This is a genomic window from Acinetobacter sp. AC1-2 (assembly GCF_016124155.1).
Taxonomy (GTDB): domain Bacteria; phylum Pseudomonadota; class Gammaproteobacteria; order Pseudomonadales; family Moraxellaceae; genus Acinetobacter; species Acinetobacter calcoaceticus.
Map to the genome: position 1 here is coordinate 882,478 of NZ_JABFFO010000001.1, position 20,508 is coordinate 902,985.

A 20,508-nucleotide genomic window follows, 5' to 3' on the forward strand; every position below is an offset into this window, starting at 1 on the left:
AGCCCCAAAATATTGGGGCTTTTTTTGTTAAGAAGAATTATATACTTGAGAGTTCTGTTTTAAGTATTTCTAAAAGAATCAGCGTATAATACATATTATAAAAACATATATTGTTTGGGTGAACCTATGTTAAATATTATCCATGCCTTTTTGGGTGGCTTGCTACTGGGCATCGCAACAGTTGGATATTTATATATAAATGGCCGTATAGCTGGAATTAGTGGATTGCTTGCTCAAATCATAAATCCCACTAAAGACACCTTTAAAAGTTCTGCATTCTGGTTCATTGCTGGACTGGTGATTACACCTTTCATATATGGTTATTTTTATCAGCCAGAAATTGAAATTAAAGCCAATACGTTTGTACTTATTTTAGCAGGTGTACTTGTTGGCTTTGGAACACGACTAGGATCTGGTTGTACAAGTGGCCATGGTATTTGTGGCATGAGCAGGTTATCAAAACGCTCGATGATAGCGACAGCAGTTTTTATGTTTGCTGGCATGTTAACTGTTTATATCATTCGTCATGTGTTGGGGTAATCCTATGAAAAATATCTTTGCTTTTATATTTGGTAGCTTGTTTTCATTGGGTTTAATGATCTCTGGTATGTCTAATCCTGAAAAAGTATTAGGGTTTCTAGATATATTTGGACAGTGGAATATCAGCTTAATGTTTGTAATGTTAGGTGCTATTGCTGTGGCATTTATTCCGTTTCAAAAGGCTATAAAAAGTCCAAAAACACTTTTTAATGAACAAATTCAATTACCAATGAATACACAGATTGACCAAAGGCTAATTGTTGGTGCTTTTATTTTCGGTATAGGCTGGGGAATAGCTGGCATATGTCCAGCGCCCGCTTTAACGCTCATTGGGTTAGGACATTTTGAAGCACTTTATTTTATTGTCGCAATGTTATTAGGAATGTTGATTTACCGAGCCTTAAATAAAGGAAATTAAACCTATGCAACAACCTCTAGTAAAAGATTTTTTTGATGAAAATACCAATACTTTTAGCTATGTTGTTGCGGATTTGGTTACGCGTCAATGCGCCATCATTGACAGTGTACTTGACTACGATGCAGCTTCGGCGACTACAAAAACGACTAATGCCGATTTAATTATCGATTATGTCTTGGCTCAAAACTTCAAAGTGCAATGGATTTTAGAAACCCACGTACACGCAGACCATATGACCGCGGCCCAATATTTAAAATCTAAATTGGGTGGCACAATTGCCATTAGTCAAAAAATCTCAGTAGTACAAGAAACTTTTTCTACTATCTATAATTTTGACTTTAAAAAATTTAATGAAAATCAGCCTTTTGATTATTTATTTGAAGATCATGAGCATTTTAAAATAGGGGATATAGATGCTTATAACATTCCTACGCCTGGGCATACACCTGCTTGCTTAAGCTATGTAATTGCTGATGCTGTTTTTGTGGGTGATACTTTATTTATGCCTGATTATGGTTCGGCTAGATGTGACTTTCCTAAAGGAAGTGCTGCCGCGCTCTATGACTCGGTACAACAGCTTTATACTCTTCCTGATGAGATGCGTATGTTTTTGTGCCATGACTATAAGCCAGAAGGTCGAGATGAATACATCTGTCAAACAGATATAAAAACTCAAAAGCAAAGCAATATTCATCTAAACCGACAAGTTTCTAAAGAGTCATTCATAAAAATGCGTCAAGAAAGAGATGCAACTTTGGCAATGCCAAAATTAATTTTGCCTTCAATTCAAATTAATATGAATGCAGGAAATCTTCCGGAACCTGAAGCGAATGGCGTCCGTTATTTAAAAATTCCATTTAATTACTTTTAAAAATAGCCTAAGCATATCTATCCAGTCATTATCACTCAACAAAATAGCCTAAGCAAATAATAAAATTTACCCCATAGAAATAGCCTAAGTAAAATTTAAAGAACTTGTCTCAAATCCCGCGCAGTCTCTTGCAATAAAGGCAAAATGTGTTGAATTAAATATTCTTCAGTTGTTTTCATGGTTGGAGAAACAATGTTTAAAGCAGCAACGACTTTAAAGTCTTGCCCATAAATAGGTACGGCGAGTGCGTGAACGCCTAATTCATGTTCTTCCCGTGAATAACACCAATCTTGTTCTCGAATCTCTTGTAGTAACTCTAAAAATTTATCGTTTTCAATATGCGTATATTTGGTTAAACGCTGTAGTGGGTATTTTTGAAGCCAGTCCAATTGTTCTTCTTGGCTTAAATGTGCCAGTAAAATTTTACCCGCCGAGGTCGCATGAGCAGGCAAGCGATTACCCAAGTGTAGGCCGTATGGATTTACACGGTCAGTTTGTTGGTGTGCCGCACTACGTGCAATGGTAATGGCTTCATAACCGTCAAGTACCATCACTGAATAAATAAGAGAGGTTTGGTTAGTTAATAGGTTTAATAAAGGCTGCGATACTTTTGGAAGTTGAGCTGCACCCAAATATGCTCCCGAAAATTTAAGAACTTTTGGAGTTAAATAGTAATAGTGGCCATCTGACTCAAGATAACCTAGATATTCTAAAGTTAATAAATGGCGTCTTGCTGCCGCTCGGGTAAGTCCAGTTTTTTCAGCAGCCATAGAAATGTTTAGACGATGTTGATTGCTACTAAAACTATCTAAAATTGCCATGCCTTTACCGATGCCAGCAATGTAATCTTCATGACGAATCGTTTTCTTGTTGTCCTGATTCTGGATTATTCGTTCATCTTTACTCATGACAGGTCCTTGTACGATGTCGGCGTTAGTAGATCAATTTGCTTTACTGAAAAAGTTTAATAATTTCATGTCGCAAAAATTGATGCCTTAAATTATCCCTTAAATCTTCATGCCAAAACATCCCCATTTTGATATTGGTCATCTCAAATGGGAGTGAATGCAAACGAATTTCCGAACTATAGGATAAATGCTGCAAAATCATTCGAGGCATAGTCAATATTGCGTTCGCTTGAGCATCTAAAACTTGTAACGCTGTTGAGTAGTTTTGACAGCGCATGAATACATTTCTTGAAATTTTTTGATGTTGGTTTAAATAAATATCTTCAAGTAAAGCACCCGTACGGCGTGAAGAAACACCGATGTGTCGACCATTGATATAACGAGATAAATCGACTTCTTTAAGTTGACTGCAAATGACAAATTCGTCTGTTACCAGATGGTCAAAGCTAATTTTTGGAGATAAGTATTGTTCCAAATCAATCACGAAATCGAGCTGCTGAGTTGCCAAGTCCGCCATAATATTTTTTCGATCTAGCTTCATACTTACAAACTGCAAATCTAAATTAAGATTTTGAAAGTGTTGAGCAAGTCTTGGAAGAATAATAGGCTCAATTTCATCATGCACAGCGATTTTTAAGTTTTTTAAACTGGTTGGGTCAAAGACATGTTTCTGCTGGCTAATATTTTGAATGGTTAAAAGCGCTTGCTTCACAGTGGGGTAAATCTGTTCTGCAAAAGGCGTTGCAGACATTTTATTACCTACACGTATAAATACATCATCTTCAAGTTGTTGACGTAACCTTTGCAAGGCATGGCTTGCTGCCGATTGCGTAATATTAAGGCTGCTTGCAGCATTGGAAATACTTTTTTGCTCATAAATCGCGATAAAAAGCGGATATAAGTTGATATCTATTCGATGGAAAAAGCTTAAGTCGAGCCCATGTAAGTTATGAATATTATTCATGATGAGTTATTTAATAAAATCATTTCATTCATATTAAGTTTCAAGTTATGTTGATGTAAAGGCAAGATAATGATGTAAAGGAAAAAAATAATGTTTGAACTCTCAAAAACAGCTCAAGATTTTGTCGAGCGAACAAGAAAATTTATTCAAGAAGAAATAGAACCTGTTGAAGCAAAATTTTGGGAAGAAGTACATGAGCTAAATCCGGATGGAAACTGGAAAAAATGGCAGTGGCCAGCACTTCTAGAAACGCTGAAATCTAAAGCGAAGCAAGCTGGCCTTTGGAATATGTTTTTACCAGATGACAAACTCGGTGCAGGGTTATCAGTTCAAGAATATGCACACATAGCCGAATTGACTGGTCGTAGTTTATTGGCACCCACCGTTTTTAACTGTAATGCACCAGATACGGGAAATATGGAATTGTTATGGCGCTATGGTAGTGAACAGCAAAAACAGCAATGGTTACAGCCTTTATTGGACGGAAAAATTCGCTCGGTTTTTTGTATGACTGAACCAGACGTTGCTTCAAGTGATGCAACAAATATGCAAGCTACTGCACTCATCGACGGAAATGAAATTGTTTTAAATGGCAAAAAGTGGTGGTCGTCTGGTTTAGGTGACCCAAATGCCAAAGTCATTATTTTTATGGCTCATACCCCAGATGAAAGCAAAGACCGTCATCATCAACACTCCATGGTTTTAGTGCCTATTGATACGGCGGGTGTTGAAATTCAGCGGATGTTACCTGTGTTTGGTGACTACGACGCGCCACATGGACACGGTGAAGTTCATTTTAATAATGTTCGAGTACCTCTTGAAAACTTTATTGGTGGTGCAGGTCAAGGTTTTGAAATTGCTCAAGGCCGTTTAGGACCCGGACGTATTCACCATTGCATGCGCTGTATTGGTGCTGCTGAAAAAGCTTTAGAACTGATGATTGACCGTGGTATGTCTAGAACTGCGTTTGGCAAAGAAATTTTAAAACTCGGTGGGAACCTCGAACGGGTAGCTGATGCACGGGTAGCGATAGACCAAGCTCGGCTTTTAACCTTGTATGCAGCCTATAAAATGGATACTTTAGGAAATATGGCCGCTTTAACAGAAATATCTGCAATTAAAGTGGTGGCTCCAAGTGTTTTAGAAAAAGTAGTCGACATGGCGATTCAGCTACATGGTGGCGCGGGCGTTTCAAGAGATACACCATTAACAGGTTTCTTTGCTCAAGCACGCAGTTTACGTTTAGCTGATGGTCCAGATGAAGTACATAAAGGCATGATTGCCAAATTAGAGTTAGCCAAACGTGGTTACGGTCGTCATAAGAAAGTATAAGTTTAAAGGAAATTAGAATGTCGGTAATTGATATAGGCGGTGAAGTACGTGAAGGTGAAGAACTTGATATTGGAGCAGTTGAAAGCTGGTTAAAGAACCAAGGTGTTGAGTTGATCGGCTCAGCAGCCGTTACTCAATATACAGGTGGTGCTTCAAATTGGACTTATCGTTTAAAGTATGAAAATACCGATTTAATTTTACGACGTCCTCCAAAAGGAACAAAAGCGAAGTCGGCTCACGATATGGCCCGTGAATATATGGTGCAAAAAAATCTTGCGCCTTATTATCCGGTGCTTCCTAAAATGGTGGCACTTTGTCAGGATGAAGCCGTTATTGGCTGTGATTTTTATGTCATGGAACGCATTGAAGGAATTATTCCTCGTGCAAAATTGCCGCCCGAGCTTAGATTTAATGAAGAAGATGTTCACCAACTTTGTGTAAATGTGCTTGATAAGCTCATTGAATTACACCAAGTTCCTTATGAAAACACGCCTTTAGCTGAACTGGGCAAAGGTACAGGATATTGCCGTAGACAAGTCGAAGGTTGGGATAAACGATATGAAAAGGTCAGAACGCTCAATGTTCCTTCATTTAAATATGTTCGAAAATGGTTGAAAGATAATGTCCCTCAAGATTCCACGACTTGCATTATTCATAATGATTGGCGATTTGATAATGTGATTTTAGATCCACAGCATCCAACAGAAGTGATTGGCGTGCTGGATTGGGAAATGGCAACGCTGGGTGATCCATTAATGGATTTAGGCAGTGCTTTAGCCTATTGGGTTGAACCTACGGATAATATGATTTTTAGATCGACACGCCGTCAACCTACCCATTTAAAGGGAATGTTCTCTCGTAAAGAAGTTGTTGATTATTACCTGAAAAAAACAGGTTTGAACCCTCAAAACTGGGCTTTTTATGAGGTATTTGGCGTATTCCGTTTAGCAGTGATTGCTCAGCAAATCTATTACCGCTATTACCATAAACAAACGCGAAATCCAGCTTTTAAAGATTTCTGGATCGTCATTCATGCGTTACATATAAGAGCTTTAAAACTTATTGGGCAGCAAAAAATTCAAGAATCGGAATTTGCTCAGCAATCTCTACAGAAAATACAGGGTATTTTAAGAAAATGACCACAATTTATCTGGTAAGACATGGACAGGCATCATTTGGTAAAAGTAACTATGATGAGTTGTCTGAAAATGGTGAGGCTCAAGCGACTTTATTAGGTCGTTATTTTAAACAAATATTGAAAGAACAACCTTATGTTGTTGCAGGTACCATGCAGCGCCACGAGCAAACTGCACAACTCGCATTAAATGAATGCTTTCCAGATGCAGTGATTAATCACAATAGTTTATGGAACGAGTTTAACCATCAACAGGTTTTTGCACGCTATGAACCACGTTTTGAACAGCCTGAGTTGTTAAAAGCTGACGTAGCACAAGAACAGAACCCGCGTGCATATCTTGCCAAAATATTCGAAGGCGCAATTGGACGATGGACAGATGGCGATTTTCATCATGAATATGATGAGTCATGGCCGCATTTTAAAGACAGAGTTGAAACAGCACTACAACAACTTTGTGATGAATTGGCAAAAACCAAACCTCGTTATGCAGTCGTTTTTACCTCTGGTGGTGTGATTTCTGTAGCAATTGGCAAATTACTTGAACTGAGTCCAAATCGAACTTTTGCCTTGAACTGGGCAATTACCAATACAAGTCTCACCACTTTACGTTTAGTTGGAAATGAAGCTCAGGTTTTAAGTTTAAATGAACATCATTTTATAAAAGCTGAGCGTCCAGATTTGCTGACATGGATTTAAAAATAAGGATAAAAGCATGGCAAAGACAATTTTAATTACAGGTGCAAGTTCTGGGTTGGGTGCGGGTATGGCTCATGAATTTGCAGCGAAAGGCTATAACTTAGCGATTTGTGCACGCCGTTTAGATCGATTAGAGACTTTAAAAACCGAACTTGAAAATGAATATGGCATTCAGGTGATTGCAAAAAGTCTAGATGTGACTCATTACGATCAGGTTTTCGAAGTTTTTCGTGCATTTAAGCAAGAGTTTGGTTATTTGGACCGAATTATTGTAAATGCCGGAGTCGGAAATGGTCGTCGTATTGGTAAAGGTAATTTTGAAATTAACAAAGCCACCGCTGAAACCAACTTTATTTCTGCCTTAGCGCAGTGTGAAGCGGCGGTTGAAATTTTTAGAGAGCAAAACGCAGGTCATTTGGTGGTGATGTCATCCATGAGTGCCATGCGTGGATTACCAAAACATTTATCGACCTATGCAGCAAGTAAAGCTGCGGTTGCTCACTTGGCTGAAGGTATTCGTGCTGAATTACTGGATACCCCAATTAAAGTTTCTACAATTTTCCCAGGTTACATTCGCACTGAAATGAATGAAGGTGCTAAACATTTGCCATTTGAAGTCGATGCTAAAACAGGGTGCAAAGCACTGGTTAAAGCTATCGAAAAACAACCCGTGAAAGCTTATGTACCACAGTGGCCATGGTTACCGATGAGTATTGCAATGAAGGTTTTGCCTTTAAGGTTGGTCAATAAATTAGGATAAAAATTACCCCCTAAATTTAGGGGGTAATTTTTTTATTTTTAGAACTTCTTGGTGTAATTGACGAATAGACGGTCTTCACCAAAATCATTGCCATGTTTAACATTGTAATCAATACGAATGTATTGCAGGGCAATGCCTTTTAAGTAAGGTTGTTGAAATGCATAGTTCAGAATGACATTTGACTCAGTTTCGTGATTTTTCTCGCCATTGGCTGCCTTGAAGTCATGGCCATAAACATATTTCACCATCGCATTTAAGCCCGGTACATAGTCCTTAAAGTCGTAACCATACATCACATGGTAAGACTTTTCGTCTTCTTTAAAGAATCCGGTTGCGTTCCAGTTAATAAAATAGGTTTCAGGTAAGAAGCCATCTGGTAGTGGATAAGCTGATTCACCAATAATTTGTTGATAACCTAAACCAAAGGTATGGTTTTTCACTTTTACAGTTTCAAGTAGGCCGATGTTCTGCGCATCAATATCAAAAGTATTGCCATCATCTTTGGCATTGAAGTATTTAAACTTGGAAGTTAGGGCAAAAGTTGGCTGCTTCCATGTATGCTCAAGTCCTACATAATGCTTGTTATACAGATCCTCTAAATTACCAAAGTAATATTCACCCTTTAAAGACGGTGTAAATTGATAACGCAGGTCAATATAATTCAAACCATCAGATTCTTTAGTAATTCCATTTGCAGTGAAAGAAAACTTTTTAAAGTCTTCTTCATTTCGTGGCGAGACTTTTTCAACCCGACCAATTTCGGCATAGAGTTGATCTGAAAGTTGCGACTTAAGATTGGTTCCCCAATACGAAGTGAGTAACTGACGACTGGCATCGACAGCAGTTACGGGTAAATCCAACCAAAGCTCACCAACGCTTAATAAAGTTTTGTCATAGCCAAGTTTTAATGTGGCACCGTATTTTAAATAGTCAGATGCCTGAGATTGGGTTTCCTTATTAAAAGGTAAAACGGTGTCGGCGACATGTTTATCTGAACTCAAACGAACAGCGTATTGAATAGAAGCATCGGCACCAATGGTGATTGGCTTGTCTGCTATTACTAGTGGGGTGTCATGCATTTTCGATTTATAAAATAAAGAGGCTGCCTGAGACCAACTGCCAGTATCTTTTAAGGCATCGTTATCAAAATTACGATTAATGTAGGCATTTTTTAAAGTGAGTTTCCATTCATCTTCAGTTTGCTGATTCGAGTTTGCAGCCCATGAATTGCCACACATCAATATTAAAGTTGCTATAGCTAAAGGCTGCGGTTTAAAGCGGTGTAATAATTCCATAATCCATTTCCAAAATCTATGCGCCAGTCCTAGGCATTACGTATTGTGAAATATTTGTGTAGTACTCCCTAAGTTCTTAAAGGGAGCACTGTTAAATAGCGGGTGATTTCTTCAATTAATTTAATTTTTCAAGCTTCATGCTTTCACTAAAGAATTTGCAGCCTTTGAAAAGTAAAATTAAAGCCAGCACACAAGAGAACCCACCAACAATAGATAAAGATGAGCCAACCATTAAAGGATTAGCAAAAACTTTATCTGTAATGATTGCGACCAATGTTGTGCCAATACCAAGCCCAATTAAGTTACTGATCAAAAGGAAGAGAGCTGAAAGGCGTGCTCTAAATTGATTTGGCGCTAACATTTGTAAGGCAGTTGCCGAAATTACCAGAGGGAAAGACGCAAAGAACATCGCAGGAATCAATAAGCTAACCGACAACCAAAGCTGATCTGTTTGGGTAAAAAACGAAATTGGAATAATAAGACCAACAATACCAATCACACCCGTAATCATCGGAGCATCTTGGCGTCCTTTTTTGATAAACCAATCATTTAACCAACCTGCACAAAACACCCCTAATGTATTTGCAATTAACAGGATGGTACCGAGCATGTAACCTGTTTCTGTTGGAGCGAGTTGAAACTTTCGGATATAAAATGCAGGTGTCCAACTAGTAAGACTGTAGAGCGCCATAGCATAGAAGGTAAAACCTAAATAGTGACAGGCAAAGGTTTTTGAATGCTTTTTAATAAACTGAAGACATTGTGTGAATTTAACTTGGTCAACTTGTCCATTTTGGTTGAGCTGCTGACCTTTACGGGCTGGGTCTTTAACTGTCAGGATAAATAGCAAACCAATAATGATGCCGGGTAAACCCACCACTAAAAAAGCGATTTGCCATGCCTTAAGTGCGCCTAATAAAGGAACTTGAATTAAAGTCACGCCTTTAAGTAAATTAATGACATAACCGCCGACTAAAAAGGCAATACCGCCACCTAAAAACGCTCCAACAGAATAGATCCCGACAGCACGACCGAGTTTGTCCTTACTGAACATATCGCTAAACATCGAGTAAGCGGCTGGAGATAAAGCAGCTTCGCCTACACCAACAGCCATACGACTTAAAAATAGTTGAATAAAGTTTTTACTTAAACCACACGTGGCTGTTGCCAAACTCCAGACAATAATACCGATTGAGATAAGCTTTGGGCGTGAAAAACGGTCGGCAATATAGGCTAAAGGTAAACCCATGACGGCGTAAAACAGTGAAAAGGCAAGGCCATGTAATAGACTAAACTGGGTATCTGAAAGTTGAAGATCGGCTTTGATCGGCTCGATCATAAGCGCCAGAATTTGGCGATCAATGAATGAAAATATATAGGCCAACATACAAAGTATGACCACGTACCATGCATATGCATTGGTTTTCTTTTGTGTCCTTTCAACAGCAATATTACTTTGGTTCATACACTTAATCCTTATGTATAAAACTCTTTTAGAGAAGTTGAATCTCGGCTATCTATGTTTCCTAAAAGATAGTTTGGTGTCCCCCCAATAACTTTTGAAAAATAAATAACCTGTTTGATTGAAGAATTGCCTTACATACAAACTGCATATACAGACAAAGATAGTTAAAGAAGAGGGTTAGAATTTCTATATGATGGAAATATTATTTTCTTTTTATATGTAAAATTCCATTACTTATTAAGTATGTTTGGATACCTAATAGGTATTTAAACAATCAGAAAATTTATAAATTATTATGATTTGTAGGAAGAAAATTATGTTTTATGATTTTAAGTTTTTGATAAATATTAATAATTTTTAAAAAAGTAAGCAGAAGGTCATATCGGTTTTCTGCTTACTCTTGCATGTTTAAAACAAGATGAATAAGAGACCTAAGTTAGCTTGAAGGCATCAGATCAAATAATTTCTTCAACTGATTATTTAGATTGTGGAGTTCATCTTCTGAAAAAGCATTCAAAATACCAGCCAAGGTCACAACACTAATCTGATTAATCTGTTCAACCAGCTCAACGCCTTTGGCAGTTAATTTCACCATTGAGATCCGTTCATCCGAAGTAGAAGAGTAGACTTCAACAATTTCATCTTCAACTAACCGATATACAGCTTTGGTTGCAGTGGTTAATTTTAACGTCGAAAGATTAGCAATATCGGTAATACTTGCTTCTCCAAGGGCATTGGTACTTAAAATAATTTTACGGCGTGTATTGTCGATTCCTAGTTTTTTTATTGATTTTTCAATAAGTTGAGAATACTTTCCATTAACTTGGGAAATCCAAAAAAAAGGGAAATTTTGAATACTCGACGGTTCTTTATTAGGAAGAAATTGTTCTAAATGATCAAGCATAGCTAAGCAATAACTTAGGAAAAAAGGGTAATCCTATTATAAACAAAATTTTGCATATTTCCTTGAGTACAAATTATAAAAAATACTTGACAATTCCATTAAATTTTCCCATATTTTAATCAATGGATAAAAATACATGGAAAAGTGAATGAATATTGTTAGCCAAAGCGTGCATAAAGGAAATGGCAAGCTCAAGGTGATGGTGAAAGATACAATTGATATTCAGGGTCTAAAAACCATTGCTGGCAGTCGCGCTTTATTAGATGTTGAACCTGCTCAGGATGATGCTGAGGTCGTTAAAAACATTTTAAAAGCAGATTGTGAAATTATTGCGAAAACAAATTTGCACGAATTGGCTTTTGGAATTACTGGCATTAACCACGCTTTTGGTACACCAGTTAATCCAAAATATCCTGAACTTATTCCTGGTGGCTCTTCAAGTGGTTCGGCTGCGGCTATTGCAGCAAAACAAGCTGACTTTACTTTAGGTACCGACACGGGTGGCTCTATTCGTATGCCCGCTGCGTGCTGCGGTGTTTTTGGTTTAAAACCGACTTTTGGTCGTGTAAGTCGAAAAGGCGTATATCCGCCGTCAAGTTCTTTAGATTGCGTTGGCCCTTTTGCAAATTCAGTCGAAATGATTGAAAAAGCCATGCAAATTATTGACCCAACTTTCAAGCCTACTGAATGTACTAGCGCACCAAAACTTGCTGTTTTAGATGTAAAAGCAGATGAGGTTATTTGGAACTGTATTCATCAAGCGCTTCAAAAAGCGAATTTACAGACCACTTTAGAAAAAGTTGAACATTTTGACGCGGCTTATGACGCAGGCATGCAGATTATTAATTATGAAAACTGGCAAGCTTTTGGTGAGTTAACCAAAACAGGTTTAATTGGTCATGATGTAAATAATCGCCTGTTAAAAGCTGCTGAAACTACCTTAGAGCAAGTAAAGCAAGCCGAAGTTGTGAAGCAGCAGCTGACTCAAGAACTTGATGCTTTATTAGAAAAATATGATGCATTGATTTTACCAACACTTCCGCAAATTCCACCAAAAGTTGCTGAAGCTGAAAATACAGTCGCTTTTTTGAATCTGACGGCTTTAGTTCGTCCCTTTAATTTATCAGGACATCCCGCCATTTCAGTGCCACTTGAAACCAGTGAAGGTTTACCTGTGGGCTTACAGATCGTATCAAAGCATCAAAACGATGAGCAATTATGCGCTATAGCTAAATTTTGTGTTGATGCAATGCAATAAATTACAAGGAGTTAGATGATGAATAAGTTATCTAAAATGGAGTTTGCTTCTCAAGACAAAGCAATTGACTTAGATGCTTTGTGTCAAGAAATTCGTGAGCGTGCCTGTACAGGTGAATTTGATAATCAGGCTTATGTGAGCCAAGACGTTATTGAAAAGCTTAAGCAAATCGGTGTTTACCGTGCATTGGTTCCGAAACGTTTTGGCGGTGACGAATGTTCACCACGGCAGTTTTGTGAATTGATCGAAACATTATCTAAAGCTGATGGTTCAGTGGGTTGGGTGGCAAGTTTTGGTATGAGCCCTGCGTATTTAGGAAGCTTGCCAGAAGAAACGCTTAAAGAGTTGTACCAAAACGGACCTGATGTGGTCTTTGCTGGAGGTATTTTTCCACCGCAACCTGCCGAAATTACCGATGAAGGTGTAGTGGTTCGTGGACGCTGGAAATTCTCAAGTGGGTGTATGGGAGCTGACATTGTTGGGGTAGGAATTTCACCGCTTAAAAACAATGAAATGCAAGGCTTACCACGCATGGCAGTGATGCCTGCCAAAAAAGCCAAAATCGAAATGACATGGGACACCGTTGGCCTAAAAGGTACGGGAAGCCACGATTTGGTAGTCGAAGATGTATTGGTCGAAAAGAAATGGACCTTTGTACGTGGCGAACCGTCAAAACTCAGTGAGCCATTTTTTAAATATCCGTCACTCTCTTTAGCTACTCAAGTGTTAACGGTGGTGGGTATTGGCGTTGCAGCTGCTGCATTAGAGGAATTTGAAAAATTGGCACCTGGTAAAGCATCTATTACAGGCGGATCAGAAATTGCCCACCGCCCAGTGACTCAATATGAGTTCGCTCAAGCAGACGCAGAGTTTCAGGCTGCAAAGTCTTGGTTTTATCAAACCATGGACATTGTTTGGAATGAAATTATTGCTGGACATGAGGCAACTGCTGAACAAATTAGCGATATGCGTCTGGCATGTACCCATGCAGCTCGAGTTTGCGCCAAAGTGACCCGAAAAATGCAAATGCTCGCGGGCATGACAGCGATCTATACCAACAATCCATTTAGCCGTTTTGTAAACGACACCAATGTGGTGACCCAGCATGCCTTTATGGGTGATGCGACTTTACAAAATGCAGGCTCAATCAGTTTTGGGTTAAAGCCAACCCCAGGTTATTTATAAGTTTAATTTTTAAAAGGATATTGAGATGGAAGCTAAAAAATCATTACGCGTTTTGTTCTGCATGGGTATTAACCAAAACTTTTTTGATGCGGAACCTGCTGAAGCAAAAGCAGTTTGGGCAGCATTTGGTGAAATGTGGAATGGCATTCATGACTTACCAGGTGTGCATGTTTTTGGAAATCTCGATGATGACCAAAGTATGGTTGGTCCAAGTGCAGGTTGGCCTTGGACAACGTACTTGCTTGCAGATGTTCCAGATATTGAAACCGTACACGCGGCTTGTAACTTGTTTAGAACTACGGTGGTTGGCGAAGGTCCATACAAACTTTGGAAATATTGCAAAGTTGAAGCTCGTGTTGGGCGTGAATTGATTATCCAACGTTAAGGCGACCGCAATGACTGACAAAGTGGATATTGCAGAAATCATAGAGCGGCTAGAACAGTTAGAAGCCCATAACGCTATTCGTAACTGCCTGAACCGTTATATGGAAATCTGTGATGAGCTCAATGCAAATACAGATCTTGATGAACTCATGAATCTTTTTGATCAAGACTGCATTTGGGAAGGTGTTGGTGAGAAATATGCCAAATCGTTTGGTCGATATGAGTCTTGGCAGTCGATTTACGACATGTTTAAAAGTTACACCCAAAAAGAGTCTCACTTTGTCATGAATGCACACTTTGTAAATTCAGAACAAATTTATGTAAATCAAAATGATGCAAATTCTTCATGGCTTATGTTGCAAACTTCGACGTTTAAAGATGGCCGTAGTCATCTGAATACAGCAAAGCTCAGTGTGAAGTTTCAAAAGCAAGCAGATGGAACATGGAAAATTAAACATTTCCAAACACAGAATATTTTCAGTCGTCCCGTATCGCATTGGCACAGTGAAGCTGAATTGCCGGTACCTTCCCAGGAATGACCCAGGACATATTTAAAAGGACTATTGATATGAACAGTATTATCCCGACGCATAACATTGGCACTGATTACGAAACTTTAGTTAAAAGTGACCGTGCCCATACTTCTCTTTATAAAGATGAGCGCATTTTTGATGAAGAAATGGAAAAAATCTTTTATAGCACTTGGGTGTGGGTTGCCCATGCCAGCGAAATTCCGGAAGGCGGAAGCTATAAAACCATTAACATCGGTAAACAGCCTGTTGTTGCGGTGCGTGACCGTAAAAAGAAAGTACATGTACTTTTAAACCGTTGCCGTCACCGTGCAGCAACCGTATGTGAACATAAAAAAGGAAAAACCAATAGTTTTGTATGCCCATACCACGGTTGGAGTTATGCGCTTGATGGTAGTTTACGCGGTGTGCCATCTCCAGAAAGCTACGGTAACTGTTTAGATAAGTCAGAATTACCGCTGGTGAGTCTACGTGTAGAAGAATATAGCGGCATGATCTTCGCTTCATTTAAAGAAGACATTCAGCCGCTTGAAGAGTTCCTTGGACCTGCAAAAAAATGGATTGACCTGTTTATGAAACAAGGGGCTGGTTATCCAATTAAAGTGTTGGGTGAACACCGTTTCCGTTTCCCTGGTAACTGGAAAATTCAGCTTGAAAATACCACCGATGCTTATCACTTCCCATTGGTACACAAGTCATTCTTAAGTTCTGTAGATGAAAAAACCGAAGAACTCTTTAACTTCGAAAACCAGCCGGGTTTTGTTGAAGATTTAGGAAATGGTCACAGTGTGATGGTAATGATTCCTGAACTGGTTGATTTAGACGAAGAGCTCATGGAGCGTCCAATTCAAGAACGTTTTGAAGACTTAGCTCAAGCTTTGCGCGACGAAGGCCATGAAGAATTAGAAGTGCGCCGTATTGTTCGTGCTGTCGGTGGCTCTGGCTTTAACTTAAATTTATTCCCGAATATTGCATGTTCAATGGCATTCTTCCGTGTGTTACAGCCAATCTCAGTTGCTGAAACAGAAATTCATCACTCGGTGATTACGATGGACGGTGGTCCGCAAATTGCCAACCAATACCGCTTACGTTTGCATGAACATTTCCAAGGTCCATTTGGTTTTGGTACACCAGATGACTCTGAAGCTTGGGAACGTGTTCAACACGGCGCCAATGCAGGCAATGATTTATGGATCATGTTGAACCGCGGTTTACCGGGCGAAGTCAAAACTGAAGATGGCTTAAAAAGTGATGTCAGTGCTGAAACAGGTATGCGTGCAGCCTATCAGCAGTGGAAAAAGATGATGACGGCTTAAGGAGAGAGCAATGAATATGAATCTGCAATTATTAAATGAAGTCACTGCTTTCATCTGGGCTGAAGCAGACATGTTAGACCACAGTGAATATCGTGAATGGCTCAATTTATGGAATGAAAAAGGCGTTTATATCATTCCGATTGACCCAAACCTCACTGACTACGAAAACAACTTAAATTATGCCTATGACGATAACCATATGCGTACTTTACGTGTAGAGCGTCTTGAAAATGGTGAAGCGATTTCAACTGCACCTAAGGCAAATACGGTACGCAGTGTTTCTCGTGTACGAGTTATTCAAGACCAAGATAATGAAATCGTTTTACGCTGTGCTCAAAACTTACGTGAGTTCCGTAAAGAAAACCTCAAGCATTACACCGCAGATATTACTTACCATCTAACTCGTGATGCCGATACTGGTTTTAAGATTAAACGTAAAATCATTAATTTGGTTAACTCAACAGATACTTTAGCCGGTATTAGCTACATTCTTTAGGAGCAGCAAATGAAACAAGTTGTTTTAGTGACAGGGGCTGCTTCAGGACTCGGTAATGTGATTGCTGAATATTTTGCGAGCCAAGGCCATCAAGTGATTTTGTCAGCCAGTACGCTTGAAAAGGCCGAAAATGCAAAGACACAAAGTCAATATGCACAAAATATGTTTCCTGTGAAATTAGATATTTCAGTCGAAGCAGATTTTCATGCCGTGGTGCAATGGATTGAAGAGAGGTTTTCTAAACTTGATGTGTTGATTAACAATGCAACTGTCACCAAGGCAACGCCAGTATTAGAAATTACCGCAGCCGATTTTGATTGGGTGACTCAAGTTAACCAACGTGGCACTTTTCAGGCTTGCCAAATTATTGGCCAATATATGGCTAAAAAAGGCTATGGACGCATCATTAATATGGCGTCTTTAGCGGGGCAAAACGGTGGCACTGCAACGGGTGCACACTATGCGGCAACCAAAGGTGCGATTGTGACGTTAACCAAAATTTTTGCCAAAGAGTTTGCTGCAAAAGGTGTGACGGTCAATGCGGTTGCACCGGGACCAATGGAATCACCGATTGTTCATAGTGTGGTGTCAGACGAAAAAATGGAACAGTTCATCCAGAATATTCCGGTTAAAGCCTTAGGTAGCATGCATTTTATTGCTGAAACTTGTGGGTTGCTCGCGAGTCCAAATGCGGGGTTTGTGACTGGTGCAACATGGGATATTAACGGTGGTTTATTCATGCGCTAAGCACGTAGCTTAAGCATGAAAAGGGAGTTGAATCATGACTACACTTTATGATGTTGTCGTTAAAAATCGCCATGTTGAAGGTGGAAATATTGCAGTCATGGAATTTGAATCTGCAACTTCTGCAACATTGCCAAAAGTTGAAGCGGGTGCACATATTGATGTGCACTTACCAAATGGGATGGTGCGTCAATATTCACTTTGCCAAAATCCAAATGACGAAGGGAAGTTCCGCCTTGGAATTTTACGTGACCCTGAATCACGTGGTGGCTCAGTCTCGGCTTTTGATGAAATTAAAGATGGCATGCAAATTCAGGTTAGTGAGCCAAAAAATTTATTTCCACTTTTAAAAGCCAAGCACAGCGTATTGATTGGTGGTGGAATAGGCATTACGCCGTTAATCACGATGGCATATCAACTTGCCTATGAAGGGGCATCATTTGAACTTCACTACTGTGGCGCTAGTGCTGAAAACTGTGCTTTTGTTGAGGAAATTAAAAATGGTGAGTTAGCAAAATACACAACCTTCCATTTTAAATCCGAAGGTGCAAGCCACCGAGCATTTTTTCAATCTGCTATTAAAGATATTGACTCGGAAAGCCATATTTACACGTGTGGTCCAGTCGGTTTCATGGACTGGGTGATTAACCTCGCCACGACTCACGACTTTCCTGAGCAGCAAATCCACAAAGAATATTTCCAAGTCGAAACTGACACTTCTGGAGATTCATTTGAGGTGGTGGCTGAGCGTAGTGGAAAAATCATTATGGTAGAGGCTGGCGAAACTATTTTGCAGGCTTTGGCTAAAGAAGGCATCGAGATTGAAATGTCTTGCGAGCAAGGCGTATGCGGAACCTGCATGTGCGATGTGATTGAAGGTGAACCTGATCATCGAGATGTTTATTTTACTGATGAAGAAAAAGCCAGCAATGAACAAATATTGGTGTGCTGTTCGCGCTCTAAAACATCGAGACTAGTTTTAGATATCTAATGCTCTCGCGATTTATATGGATATAAGAGAAGGTTTAGGAGAAAGATGATGAATGTATTACAACAAATAGATGAGTTTACGGTCGATCCATTACAGTTCCGACGGGCATTAGGAAATTTTGCAACAGGCGTTACTATTATTACTGCACAAAATGCACAAGGTGAGAAAGTCGGTGTAACCGCAAATAGTTTTAACTCGGTGTCACTCGATCCACCACTTATTTTATGGAGTATTGATAAAAAGTCTTCAAGTTTTTCGGTATTTGAAGAAGCGACACATTTTGCCGTCAATATTTTATCGGGCACGCAAATTGAGCTGTCTAATAAGTTTTCGAGACGTAATATTGATAAATTTGCAGACACCAATTTTCAACTTGGTGCTGGACGCGCACCCATTTTAGAAAATTGTTCTGCGGTGTTTGAGTGCGAACGTTATCAAGTTATTGAAGGCGGTGACCACTGGATTATTGTTGGTAAAGTGGTTCGTTTTCATGACCAAGGGCGAAGCCCGTTGGTCTACCATCAAGGTGCATATTCTTGTGTAATGCCGCATCCAAGCCTTCAAGTTAAACAGACTGAACAGAACGGCGTAGACCAGACACATTATGGGCACTTATATAATAATGTATGTTACTTAATGAGCCGTGCTTTTAAAGCTTATCAAACCGACTATATCCCTAAGCAAATGGCTTCTGGGTTCCGTACCAGTGAATCATGTCTTTTGCTTGTTTTGGCAAGTGGAACTGCTTCAAGTAAAGAAGATTTACCACGAGATATTGCCATGCCAATGCAGGAAGTTGAAAGATCTGCTGAAATTCTAAAATTTGAAGGGCTATTGGTTGATCACGATAATTTGTATGCACTGACCGAGAAAGGTAAACAAACGGCGCAGTATTTGTTTGATATTGCCGATAGCCACCAAAATGAGGTGTTTAAAAAGTATTCTGAGGAACAAAAGGATATTTTTATTACCATGCTGCGAGACTTTGCAGGAGTAGCATAAGCCTCATTAAGCTGATAAATTGAATTGATTTATCAGCTTCTTTACATCTAGCTGACTATAATCAAAAGAATTCCAAGGATAAGGAATTTTTGGCACACAATTTGTTTATCAATAAAACATGATTGCAAATAAGCCAAGACAGTGAACTACAGCGAAAGAAAATATTTCGCGGTGGCACGTGTATAGAGAGGTAAGGGATGAACCAATATGTAAGTGATGCATTGTTGAATTGGACACACCATATCAAGAATGTTTGCGGAAATTTTGAAACAGATTTTGACGGCACCCGTAATTTATTCATTGGTGAGGTCCAATGCTTTTTATTGGGTGATACCGAAATTGCTTTTATCAGAAATAATGCAAATAAGATTGTCCGAAAAGCCGATGAAATCGATCGAGTGAATAATCGTTTTTGCTTTTTGATTTTGCAGTATTCGGGAAAAATGCTGCTCGAGTATAAAAATGAAACGCTAAGCCTGAATGAAGGCGATATTGTGTTGGTCGATCCAGTCGAAACTATTTCGATGTATCCGCAAGGCTTGGTAAGCCAGATTTCAGTGCATTTGTCCCGTGAAAAATTACTTAAAGAAAATATTAGTACTGAATATTTTGGAAAACTGATTACTCAAAATATGAGTGGTTTTTTACTCAAGAATATTTTGAAAAACATGTCTGCTGAAAATATTAAACTCTGGTATGCAACCGAAGATGGTAATGCTTTTGAAGATGCGCTGATTGCCTTAATCAAACCGACAATCAATTATAAAAATATTAATAGCTCAAATAATCTGATGGAAAAAGCCGAGCGATATATTATAGAAAACTTAGCAAAACCAGATTTAACACCTAAATTAATTGCAGAACATATTGGGGTGTCGTTACGTCATCTCTATCGTCTGTTTCTTCAAGAAAATCTATCTATTAACAAATATATACAGCTCAAACGCTTAGAAAAAGTCAAAGCAGATTTACTTGATAAAAGAAATAAACAAAGCTCGATTACCCAAATTGCTTTGAAATGGGGCTTTTGGGATGGCGCGCATTTTTCAAAAATCTTTAAGAAGACTTATGGTATTTCTCCTAAAGAATTTAGAGAGGGTGTGTCGGCTTAAACCTTTCATCTTTTGATGTCATTTTTAGACAAGTTCTAGGTCATTCTTAAACAAGCTAGCCCTATGTAACTGTGTTGAAATTAAATTCATTAGAGCAGGTTAGATAAGCTTAATAACCTTAAAACTATTAAGTTGGTCTAATGAATTTCACTCACAGGGAAGTGCATTTTTAACTGTCTGATTCAGATAGTTCAGGGAT

At 38.9% G+C, this 20,508-nt stretch carries 22 protein-coding genes; 17 read left to right on the top strand and 5 right to left on the bottom strand.

Going from position 1 to position 20,508, the window contains the following annotated elements; translation table 11 throughout:
- Window positions 1-126: 126 nt before the first annotated feature.
- From HL290_RS04100 to HL290_RS04110, 3 genes are read left to right on the top strand one after another with little or no spacing between them, the layout of a single operon-like run.
- A complete protein-coding gene (locus tag HL290_RS04100; protein ID WP_198495669.1) occupies window positions 127-540 on the top strand; it encodes a YeeE/YedE family protein in 414 nt (137 codons plus the stop codon).
- Between the two features lie 4 nt (window positions 541-544).
- Window positions 545-958, top strand: a complete 414-nt coding sequence (locus HL290_RS04105; RefSeq protein ID WP_198495670.1) for a DUF6691 family protein — start codon at window positions 545-547, stop codon at window positions 956-958.
- Between the two features lie 4 nt (window positions 959-962).
- A complete protein-coding gene (locus HL290_RS04110; protein WP_198495671.1) occupies window positions 963-1,829 on the top strand; it encodes an MBL fold metallo-hydrolase in 867 nt (288 codons plus the stop codon).
- Window positions 1,830-1,924: 95 nt separating this feature from the next.
- Here HL290_RS04110 and pcaU read toward each other — a convergent pair whose 3' ends face one another.
- Window positions 1,925-2,737 carry an IclR family transcriptional regulator PcaU gene (gene pcaU / locus HL290_RS04115; RefSeq protein WP_005040169.1) on the bottom strand — a complete coding sequence of 271 codons (813 nt, stop codon included), beginning with the start codon at window positions 2,735-2,737 and terminating at the stop codon, window positions 1,925-1,927.
- A 43-nt stretch (window positions 2,738-2,780) separates the two neighbouring features.
- Entirely contained in the window at window positions 2,781-3,701 is a 921-nt protein-coding gene (locus HL290_RS04120) for a LysR family transcriptional regulator (protein ID WP_198495672.1), read from the bottom strand.
- A gap of 90 nt (window positions 3,702-3,791) precedes the next feature.
- Here HL290_RS04120 and HL290_RS04125 point away from each other — a divergent pair, with 90 nt between their 5' ends.
- The 4 genes from HL290_RS04125 to HL290_RS04140 are packed head-to-tail and all read left to right on the top strand — an operon-like array spanning window position 3,792 to window position 7,627.
- Complete coding sequence (locus HL290_RS04125; protein WP_198495673.1) at window positions 3,792-5,033, top strand: acyl-CoA dehydrogenase family protein; 1,242 nt, start codon at window positions 3,792-3,794, stop codon at window positions 5,031-5,033.
- 17 nt (window positions 5,034-5,050) lie between these two features.
- Window positions 5,051-6,172, top strand: coding sequence for a phosphotransferase family protein (locus HL290_RS04130; protein ID WP_198495674.1), 1,122 nt, complete (start codon window positions 5,051-5,053; stop codon window positions 6,170-6,172).
- Window positions 6,169-6,867 (top strand): histidine phosphatase family protein, encoded by a 699-nt coding sequence (locus HL290_RS04135; protein ID WP_005040177.1) that lies wholly within the window; start codon window positions 6,169-6,171, stop codon window positions 6,865-6,867. The genes HL290_RS04130 and HL290_RS04135 overlap by 4 nt, the downstream gene beginning before the upstream one ends.
- A 16-nt stretch (window positions 6,868-6,883) precedes the next feature.
- Window positions 6,884-7,627, top strand: coding sequence for an SDR family oxidoreductase (locus HL290_RS04140; protein ID WP_005040180.1), 744 nt, complete (start codon window positions 6,884-6,886; stop codon window positions 7,625-7,627).
- Window positions 7,628-7,665: 38 nt separating this feature from the next.
- Here the strand turns inward: HL290_RS04140 and HL290_RS04145 are convergent, their stop codons facing one another.
- From HL290_RS04145 to HL290_RS04155, 3 genes are all read right to left on the bottom strand, one after another.
- A complete protein-coding gene (locus tag HL290_RS04145) occupies window positions 7,666-8,922 on the bottom strand; it encodes an OprD family outer membrane porin (RefSeq protein ID WP_198495675.1) in 1,257 nt (418 codons plus the stop codon).
- Window positions 8,923-9,037: 115 nt separating this feature from the next.
- Window positions 9,038-10,387 carry a spinster family MFS transporter gene (locus tag HL290_RS04150; protein WP_045431323.1) on the bottom strand — a complete coding sequence of 450 codons (1,350 nt, stop codon included), beginning with the start codon at window positions 10,385-10,387 and terminating at the stop codon, window positions 9,038-9,040.
- Between the two features lie 436 nt (window positions 10,388-10,823).
- Entirely contained in the window at window positions 10,824-11,291 is a 468-nt protein-coding gene (locus tag HL290_RS04155; RefSeq protein ID WP_004642999.1) for a MarR family winged helix-turn-helix transcriptional regulator, read from the bottom strand.
- A gap of 148 nt (window positions 11,292-11,439) precedes the next feature.
- On the opposite strand from HL290_RS04155, the gene HL290_RS04160 reads away from it, so the two are divergent.
- The 10 genes from HL290_RS04160 to feaR all read left to right on the top strand — a co-directional run bounded on the left by HL290_RS04160 (window position 11,440) and on the right by feaR (window position 20,309).
- Complete coding sequence (locus HL290_RS04160; protein WP_198495676.1) at window positions 11,440-12,549, top strand: amidase; 1,110 nt, start codon at window positions 11,440-11,442, stop codon at window positions 12,547-12,549.
- Window positions 12,550-12,585: 36 nt separating this feature from the next.
- The gene (locus HL290_RS04165) at window positions 12,586-13,734 is read left to right on the top strand and encodes an acyl-CoA dehydrogenase family protein (RefSeq protein ID WP_198496380.1); all 1,149 of its coding nucleotides are present in this window, start codon (window positions 12,586-12,588) and stop codon (window positions 13,732-13,734) included.
- 25 nt (window positions 13,735-13,759) lie between these two features.
- Window positions 13,760-14,119, top strand: a complete 360-nt coding sequence (locus HL290_RS04170; RefSeq protein ID WP_000387554.1) for a hypothetical protein — start codon at window positions 13,760-13,762, stop codon at window positions 14,117-14,119.
- 10 nt (window positions 14,120-14,129) lie between these two features.
- Window positions 14,130-14,657 (top strand): nuclear transport factor 2 family protein, encoded by a 528-nt coding sequence (locus tag HL290_RS04175; RefSeq protein ID WP_198495677.1) that lies wholly within the window; start codon window positions 14,130-14,132, stop codon window positions 14,655-14,657.
- A 29-nt stretch (window positions 14,658-14,686) separates the two neighbouring features.
- Window positions 14,687-15,964, top strand: a complete 1,278-nt coding sequence (locus HL290_RS04180) for an aromatic ring-hydroxylating oxygenase subunit alpha (RefSeq protein WP_198495678.1) — start codon at window positions 14,687-14,689, stop codon at window positions 15,962-15,964.
- Window positions 15,965-15,974: 10 nt separating this feature from the next.
- On the top strand, window positions 15,975-16,460 hold the full coding sequence (locus HL290_RS04185; protein ID WP_045431344.1) for an aromatic-ring-hydroxylating dioxygenase subunit beta: 486 nt from the start codon (window positions 15,975-15,977) through the stop codon (window positions 16,458-16,460).
- A gap of 9 nt (window positions 16,461-16,469) precedes the next feature.
- On the top strand, window positions 16,470-17,207 hold the full coding sequence (locus tag HL290_RS04190) for an SDR family NAD(P)-dependent oxidoreductase (RefSeq protein ID WP_198495679.1): 738 nt from the start codon (window positions 16,470-16,472) through the stop codon (window positions 17,205-17,207).
- A gap of 34 nt (window positions 17,208-17,241) precedes the next feature.
- Complete coding sequence (locus HL290_RS04195) at window positions 17,242-18,195, top strand: PDR/VanB family oxidoreductase (RefSeq protein ID WP_198495680.1); 954 nt, start codon at window positions 17,242-17,244, stop codon at window positions 18,193-18,195.
- A 45-nt stretch (window positions 18,196-18,240) separates the two neighbouring features.
- Window positions 18,241-19,197 (top strand): p-hydroxyphenylacetate 3-hydroxylase reductase component, encoded by a 957-nt coding sequence (locus tag HL290_RS04200; protein WP_198495681.1) that lies wholly within the window; start codon window positions 18,241-18,243, stop codon window positions 19,195-19,197.
- Between the two features lie 197 nt (window positions 19,198-19,394).
- A complete protein-coding gene (feaR, locus tag HL290_RS04205; RefSeq protein ID WP_005046790.1) occupies window positions 19,395-20,309 on the top strand; it encodes a transcriptional regulator FeaR in 915 nt (304 codons plus the stop codon).
- Window positions 20,310-20,508 lie beyond the last annotated feature (199 nt).

Bases quoted from the DNA above. Each gene is read 5' to 3' on its own strand.
- HL290_RS04100 (WP_198495669.1), top strand. From the start codon at position 127: ATGTTAAATATTATCCATGCCTTTTTGGGTGGCTTGCTACTGGGCATC.
- HL290_RS04105 (WP_198495670.1), top strand. From the start codon at position 545: ATGAAAAATATCTTTGCTTTTATATTTGGTAGCTTGTTTTCATTGGGT.
- HL290_RS04110 (WP_198495671.1), top strand. From the start codon at position 963: ATGCAACAACCTCTAGTAAAAGATTTTTTTGATGAAAATACCAATACT.
- pcaU (WP_005040169.1), bottom strand. From the start codon at position 2,737: ATGAGTAAAGATGAACGAATAATCCAGAATCAGGACAACAAGAAAACG.
- HL290_RS04120 (WP_198495672.1), bottom strand. From the start codon at position 3,701: ATGAATAATATTCATAACTTACATGGGCTCGACTTAAGCTTTTTCCAT.
- HL290_RS04125 (WP_198495673.1), top strand. From the start codon at position 3,792: ATGTTTGAACTCTCAAAAACAGCTCAAGATTTTGTCGAGCGAACAAGA.
- HL290_RS04130 (WP_198495674.1), top strand. From the start codon at position 5,051: ATGTCGGTAATTGATATAGGCGGTGAAGTACGTGAAGGTGAAGAACTT.
- HL290_RS04135 (WP_005040177.1), top strand. From the start codon at position 6,169: ATGACCACAATTTATCTGGTAAGACATGGACAGGCATCATTTGGTAAA.
- HL290_RS04140 (WP_005040180.1), top strand. From the start codon at position 6,884: ATGGCAAAGACAATTTTAATTACAGGTGCAAGTTCTGGGTTGGGTGCG.
- HL290_RS04145 (WP_198495675.1), bottom strand. From the start codon at position 8,922: ATGGAATTATTACACCGCTTTAAACCGCAGCCTTTAGCTATAGCAACT.
- HL290_RS04150 (WP_045431323.1), bottom strand. From the start codon at position 10,387: ATGAACCAAAGTAATATTGCTGTTGAAAGGACACAAAAGAAAACCAAT.
- HL290_RS04155 (WP_004642999.1), bottom strand. From the start codon at position 11,291: ATGCTTGATCATTTAGAACAATTTCTTCCTAATAAAGAACCGTCGAGT.
- HL290_RS04160 (WP_198495676.1), top strand. From the start codon at position 11,440: ATGAATATTGTTAGCCAAAGCGTGCATAAAGGAAATGGCAAGCTCAAG.
- HL290_RS04165 (WP_198496380.1), top strand. From the start codon at position 12,586: ATGGAGTTTGCTTCTCAAGACAAAGCAATTGACTTAGATGCTTTGTGT.
- HL290_RS04170 (WP_000387554.1), top strand. From the start codon at position 13,760: ATGGAAGCTAAAAAATCATTACGCGTTTTGTTCTGCATGGGTATTAAC.
- HL290_RS04175 (WP_198495677.1), top strand. From the start codon at position 14,130: ATGACTGACAAAGTGGATATTGCAGAAATCATAGAGCGGCTAGAACAG.
- HL290_RS04180 (WP_198495678.1), top strand. From the start codon at position 14,687: ATGAACAGTATTATCCCGACGCATAACATTGGCACTGATTACGAAACT.
- HL290_RS04185 (WP_045431344.1), top strand. From the start codon at position 15,975: ATGAATATGAATCTGCAATTATTAAATGAAGTCACTGCTTTCATCTGG.
- HL290_RS04190 (WP_198495679.1), top strand. From the start codon at position 16,470: ATGAAACAAGTTGTTTTAGTGACAGGGGCTGCTTCAGGACTCGGTAAT.
- HL290_RS04195 (WP_198495680.1), top strand. From the start codon at position 17,242: ATGACTACACTTTATGATGTTGTCGTTAAAAATCGCCATGTTGAAGGT.
- HL290_RS04200 (WP_198495681.1), top strand. From the start codon at position 18,241: ATGATGAATGTATTACAACAAATAGATGAGTTTACGGTCGATCCATTA.
- feaR (WP_005046790.1), top strand. From the start codon at position 19,395: ATGAACCAATATGTAAGTGATGCATTGTTGAATTGGACACACCATATC.